General features: G+C 68.8%; 4 protein-coding genes and 1 pseudogene. 2 read left to right on the top strand and 3 right to left on the bottom strand.

Annotated features, from left to right (window positions below; genetic code table 11):
* Window positions 1-46 precede the first annotated feature (46 nt).
* Window positions 47-1,348: a gallate dioxygenase gene (locus tag FKP22_RS21325; RefSeq protein WP_141289699.1), complete on the bottom strand. Its 1,302-nt coding sequence runs from the start codon at window positions 1,346-1,348 to the stop codon at window positions 47-49.
* 120 nt (window positions 1,349-1,468) lie between these two features.
* Between FKP22_RS21325 and FKP22_RS21330 the strand changes: the two genes are divergently transcribed.
* Complete coding sequence (locus FKP22_RS21330; protein WP_141289700.1) at window positions 1,469-2,374, top strand: LysR family transcriptional regulator; 906 nt, start codon at window positions 1,469-1,471, stop codon at window positions 2,372-2,374.
* A 29-nt stretch (window positions 2,375-2,403) separates the two neighbouring features.
* Here the strand turns inward: FKP22_RS21330 and FKP22_RS21335 are convergent, their stop codons facing one another.
* Complete coding sequence (locus FKP22_RS21335; RefSeq protein WP_141289701.1) at window positions 2,404-3,375, bottom strand: Bug family tripartite tricarboxylate transporter substrate binding protein; 972 nt, start codon at window positions 3,373-3,375, stop codon at window positions 2,404-2,406.
* Between the two features lie 126 nt (window positions 3,376-3,501).
* Entirely contained in the window at window positions 3,502-4,449 is a 948-nt protein-coding gene (gcvA, locus tag FKP22_RS21340) for a transcriptional regulator GcvA (protein ID WP_141289702.1), read from the bottom strand.
* A 93-nt stretch (window positions 4,450-4,542) separates the two neighbouring features.
* Between gcvA and FKP22_RS21345 the strand changes: the two are divergent.
* Window positions 4,543-4,772, top strand: a pseudogene (locus tag FKP22_RS21345) (MFS transporter); the annotation flags it as partial.

Below are 4,772 nucleotides of genomic sequence, written 5' to 3' on the forward strand. Positions count from 1 at the left end.
CGTGCGCTGAAGGCCCGGCACGGCCGCCGAGCTGAGCGACGCGGCCCTACGCGGTAGGACTGCTCGCCCAGCTCAGGCCGGTGGCTTCCTTGCCGGCCACCGAATACAGCGCACCCGGCGCGTTGCGCGTGCGCTGGAACTCCTCCAGCGACTGGCCGCGCATTGCGGCGTAGATGTGCAGGTTGGACACGCCGATCACCGCGCCCAGTTTCTCCAGCACGAAGAAGATCGCACCGTGGTGCATCAGGCCACGCCAGTCTCGCCGTCGCAGCAGCTCGCGCTCGGTGTCGGACAGGCCCGCGCGCGCGAACTCGGCCTCCTCGTCGGCCAGGAAGGCGGCGCGGTGCACCGGCTCGATCAGCGCGTGCAGGAATTGGTTGATGCGGTAGGCACCGACGCTGCGCTCCAGCGTGAACGGGTAGCTGCCCTGCAGCTTCTCGACGCCGGCCAGCTGCGCATTCACGTGCGCCGCCTGGCGCTGCTGCTCGGCCGCGGTGGCCGGCTGCGCCAGGTTCTGGTAGACGGCAGAGGCAATGCCGGTCATCGACGGCAGGTAGTAGCTGCGGTGCAAGCAGCGCACCTGTGAGGACAATGCACCGCGCATCACCAGCCACATGATGACTTCCGCGCCTTCGACGCCGCCGAGCTCGGCGTATTCGGCGTGGGTCATCTGGGCCAGGCGTTCCGGGTCCCGCTCGAACAGGTCGAGGAAGCGCTGGTCCCACTCGGTGTTGTTGAAGCCGGCGCGCTCGCCATGCACCTGGTGCGACAGGCCGCCGGTGGCGACGATGGCCACGCGCAGCGGCTCGGGGTAGCTCTCGACGGCGCGGCGCAGCGCCTGGCCCAGGCGGAAGCAACGGCGCGCGGTGGGAATGGGGAACTGCAGCACGCCGACCTGTAGCGGCACCAGTTTCACCGGCCAGCCGCCGGCCTGCTCGTGAGGACACAACATGGACAGCGGCGAGAAGCAGCCGTGGTCCAGTGGCCGGCGCTGGAAGAAGGACATGTCGAACTCGTCGGCCATCAGCGAGCGGCCGAGGTGGGCCGCGAATGCCGGGTCGCCGCCAATGGCTGGCAGGTCGCGTGCGCCGGCACCTTCGTCTGCCACCTCCCACTGCCCGCCCACGCCCAGCGAAAACGCCGAGTAGTGGTCGAAGAAAAACGAGGTGACGTGGTCGTTGTGGATGAACAGCAGCACGTCGGGCTTCTGCTGGGCCAGCCAGGCCCGCACCGGATCGAAGGCCGCGAAGATCGGCGCCCAGACCGGGTCGTCGCGCTTGTCGCGGTCGTAGGCAAAGCCGATCGTCGGCGTGTGGGACGCGGCAATGCCGCCGATGATGGTCGCCATGAGGGCTGCTGCCGCGCACTGCGGCCACTGTGTTGACTGTCGGCGGACTTTACAAATCGCCCCCGCGATTCAGAAGATGTCGCAACACACAGCGCAATAACGCGTGGTTATCATTTTCCGATGAAGCTCACCAGCCTGCGCGCCCTGGTGGCCGCCGTCGAAGAAGGCAGCCTGCGCGCCGCCGCACGCCGCCTGCACCTGTCCCAGCCGGCCCTGACGAAGATGATCCGCGAGCTCGAACGTGAGCTGGCCACCACGCTGCTGCAGCGCTCCACCACCGGTGTGTTTGCCACCGCGCAAGGCATGGTGCTCTACGAGCGCGCCGTGGCGGCCGACCGCGAGCTCTCGCAGGCGGTGGACCAGATCCAGCAGCTCGATGGCCGCATGACCGGCGAGCTGACCATCGGCGCGGTGCCGCTGGCCGTGATGGTGCTGGTCCCCGAGACGCTGCGCACTTTCGGCCAGGAGTTCCCGCAGGTGCAGCTGCGCATCATCGAGGAGCTCTACATCGCGCAGCTCACGAGGCTGCGCAAGGGCGAGGTGGACATTGCGCTCGGCCCGCTGCCCGAGCACCTGCCGCCCGGCGAGTTCACGGTCGAGCCGCTGATCCCCATCTCGATGGTGGTGGTGGTGCGCAAGGGCAATCCACTGGCGCGTGCGCGCCGGCTGGCAGACCTGGCGAATGCACCCTGGGTCTACACCGGTGCCAACGTCGAGACCGGCTACGCGAAGATCCTGTTCGAGATGCACGGCCTGAAGCCGCCGCCCGCTGGCGCAGTGGTCAACTCCACGCTGGGCCTGCTGTCCATCATCGCCAGCGGCAACTGCGTGGGCCTGCTGCCCCACCAGATCGCCACGCATCCGTTCGCCGCAGATTTCCTGGACATCGTGCCGGTGGCCGAAGGCCCGCTGGAAGCCAAGCTGGTGGCGCTGGCCCGCTCGGACGCTGCGCTCAAGCCCAGCGTGCGCCACTTCCTCGCGCACCTGCACCGCGCAGCCCACCACCTGACCAGCCTGCAGCCCTGAGCCTGTCTTCAGTCGCTCATTTCAGCTGCTCATTCCGGCTGGATGTGGGCCTCGCGGATCAGCTTGCCGTAGCGCTGCTGCTCGCTGCCGAGCAGCTCGGCGAACATCGCGGTGCTGCCCGGCGCCACGTCGCCGCCGGCCGAGGTCAGCCGGTCCCGCACTTCGGCCTGCGCCAATGCGTGTTGCACCGCCTGATGCAGGCGCGTGGCCGCCGCCGGCGGCAAGCCGACGGGTGCGACCAGGCCGTACCAGACCGAGGCCTCGAAACCCGGGAAGCCGGACTCGGCAATCGTCGGCGCTTCCGGGAAGATGGCCGAGCGCTGCGTGCTCAGCACCGCCAGCACCTTCAGCTTGCCGGCCTTGGCATGTGGCAGCACTTCCAGCGCATTCAGTGCCACGGTCTGGATGTGGCCGCCAATGACGTCGGTCACCGCCTGCGCCCCGCCCTTGTACGGCACATGGCTGAGGCGGATGCCGGCAGCGCGCTCGAAGAGTTCCATCGCCAGGTGCGGCGTCGAGCCATTGCCGGGCGAGCCGTAGTCGATCGAATCGGGCTTGGCCTTGGACTGGCTGATCAGCGTCTTGATCGAGTCCACACCGCCTTGCGCATTGGCCGCGATCACCACCGGCACACGGCCGACCAGCGACACCGCCTGCACCTTGTCCAGCGCATACGGCGCAGGTTGGAACAGGGTCACGTTGGCGGCCAGCGCGTTGGCGGCCAGCATCAGCCCATGGCCGTCAGGCGGGCTGTCGATCAGCGACTTGATCGCCAGGTTGGTGCCGGCCCCCGGCTTGTTCTCGACGATCACCGGCTGGCCCAGCTCACGCTGCAACTGCGCCGCCAGCGCGCGGGCAATCGTGTCCACCGCACCTCCGGCGCTGTAGCCGACGATCAAATGGATGGGCTTGCTCGGCCAGGCTTCCGCGGCGCGGACCGCGGTGCCAGCGGCCAGCGCCAAGGTGGCCAGCACGGCCCGCCGGCGGTTGAACTTCGTCATGAGGTCTCCAGGGTTTGTGTCCCGCGCTCGCCGCAAGGCCAGCCCGGTGGCTGCGGCGATTCTGTGGCCCGTTTCGGCCCGAGCAAGCGCAATGTCCCGATAGCTGCTATGCCGATCCGGCATGCCTCAGCCTGGCAGTTGCAAGTTCACCGGACCCTGTTCGGCCACCGTCGTGATCCATCGCTCGAAGGCGGCAACGGCATCGTCGCCGGCGCGGTCGCGGTTGAGCACCAAGGTGTAGTCCGGCGCGCGCCAAGTGGGCGCTGCGATCGGGCACACCAGGCGGCCCGCCGCGATGTCTCTCTCGATCAGCGGCAGCGATGCCAGCGTGACCCCCAGGCCTTCGACAGCGGCGGCCAGCTGGAGAAACACATGGTCGTATTCGACATGGCGAACCACCCGGAGCTCGGGCATGCCCGCCGCTTTCAGCCAATGTGACCAGGACGTGCGTGTGCTGGCGGAATGCAGCAGCGTGTGCTGCCGCAGGTCCGCCACGCCCTGGATGGGGCGCTGGCGCAGCAGCGCCGGGCTGCAGGCCGGCAGGCGCAGGTCGGCCATCAGCGGGCGTGACACCAGGCCGGCGCCGTCCTCGTTGCCGGAACGCACGCCGATGTCGAATGCATCGCCGACATAGCGCAGCTTGCGCGAGGTGGTGGACACCCGGACCTCGATGTCGGGGTAGCGCGCATGGAAGTCCGCCAGGCGCGGCAGGAGCCAGCAAAGGGCAAAACTGGCCAGCACGTTCACTCGCACGGTGCCCGACACGCGGCGCACGATGTCAGCGTGGCGAAGCCGGGCAGCGCCGTCGGCCAGGCGCTCGAACGCGTGGGTCACGTCGTTGAGCAGCGCCGCGCCTGCGTCAGTGAGCACAACGCCGCGCGCCTGGCGCTCGAACAAGGGCACGCCGAACCAGTCTTCCAGCAACCGGATCTGCTTGCCCACGGCCCAGTGGGTCACGTGCAGCTCGGCGGCTGCAGCGGCAAAGCTGCCGCACCGGGCAACCGCCTCGAAGTTGCGCAGCGCATTCAAGGGCGGCAGCTTGTCCCTGCCCTCGCTGCTTGGCTCGCCGTTCATGGCGTGACTTTAACTCCCGGCTGCCGCGAAATATTGTCCGTTGAAGCGCCGCCAGCGCGGCCCTAGAGTGGCCGCATGCTTGACTCGACCTCGATGCCACCGTCCACCGCGGCGCAGCCCTCGCCAAGCGCCGCTTCGCGTTCCCGGGTGCTGTGGGTCTCGTGTGCCGCGCATGCGCTGCATGACGGCTACACCGACATGATCTACGTGCTGCTGCCCACATGGCAGGCCGACTTCGGCCTGAGCTATGGGGCCTTGGCCATGCTGCGTGGCCTGTATGCCGGCACCATGGCCAGCCTGCAGCTCACGGCCGGCCGCCTGGC

The sequence above is a fragment of the Ideonella azotifigens genome (genome assembly GCF_006519715.1).
Classification (GTDB): Bacteria; Pseudomonadota; Gammaproteobacteria; order Burkholderiales; family Burkholderiaceae_C; genus Ideonella; species Ideonella azotifigens.

What these genes read in the sequence shown, in the direction of transcription:
- FKP22_RS21325 (WP_141289699.1), bottom strand. Translation starts at nt 1,348, where the DNA reads ATGGCGACCATCATCGGCGGCATTGCCGCGTCCCACACGCCGACGATC.
- FKP22_RS21330 (WP_141289700.1), top strand. Translation starts at nt 1,469, where the DNA reads ATGAAGCTCACCAGCCTGCGCGCCCTGGTGGCCGCCGTCGAAGAAGGC.
- FKP22_RS21335 (WP_141289701.1), bottom strand. Translation starts at nt 3,375, where the DNA reads ATGACGAAGTTCAACCGCCGGCGGGCCGTGCTGGCCACCTTGGCGCTG.
- gcvA (WP_141289702.1), bottom strand. Translation starts at nt 4,449, where the DNA reads ATGAACGGCGAGCCAAGCAGCGAGGGCAGGGACAAGCTGCCGCCCTTG.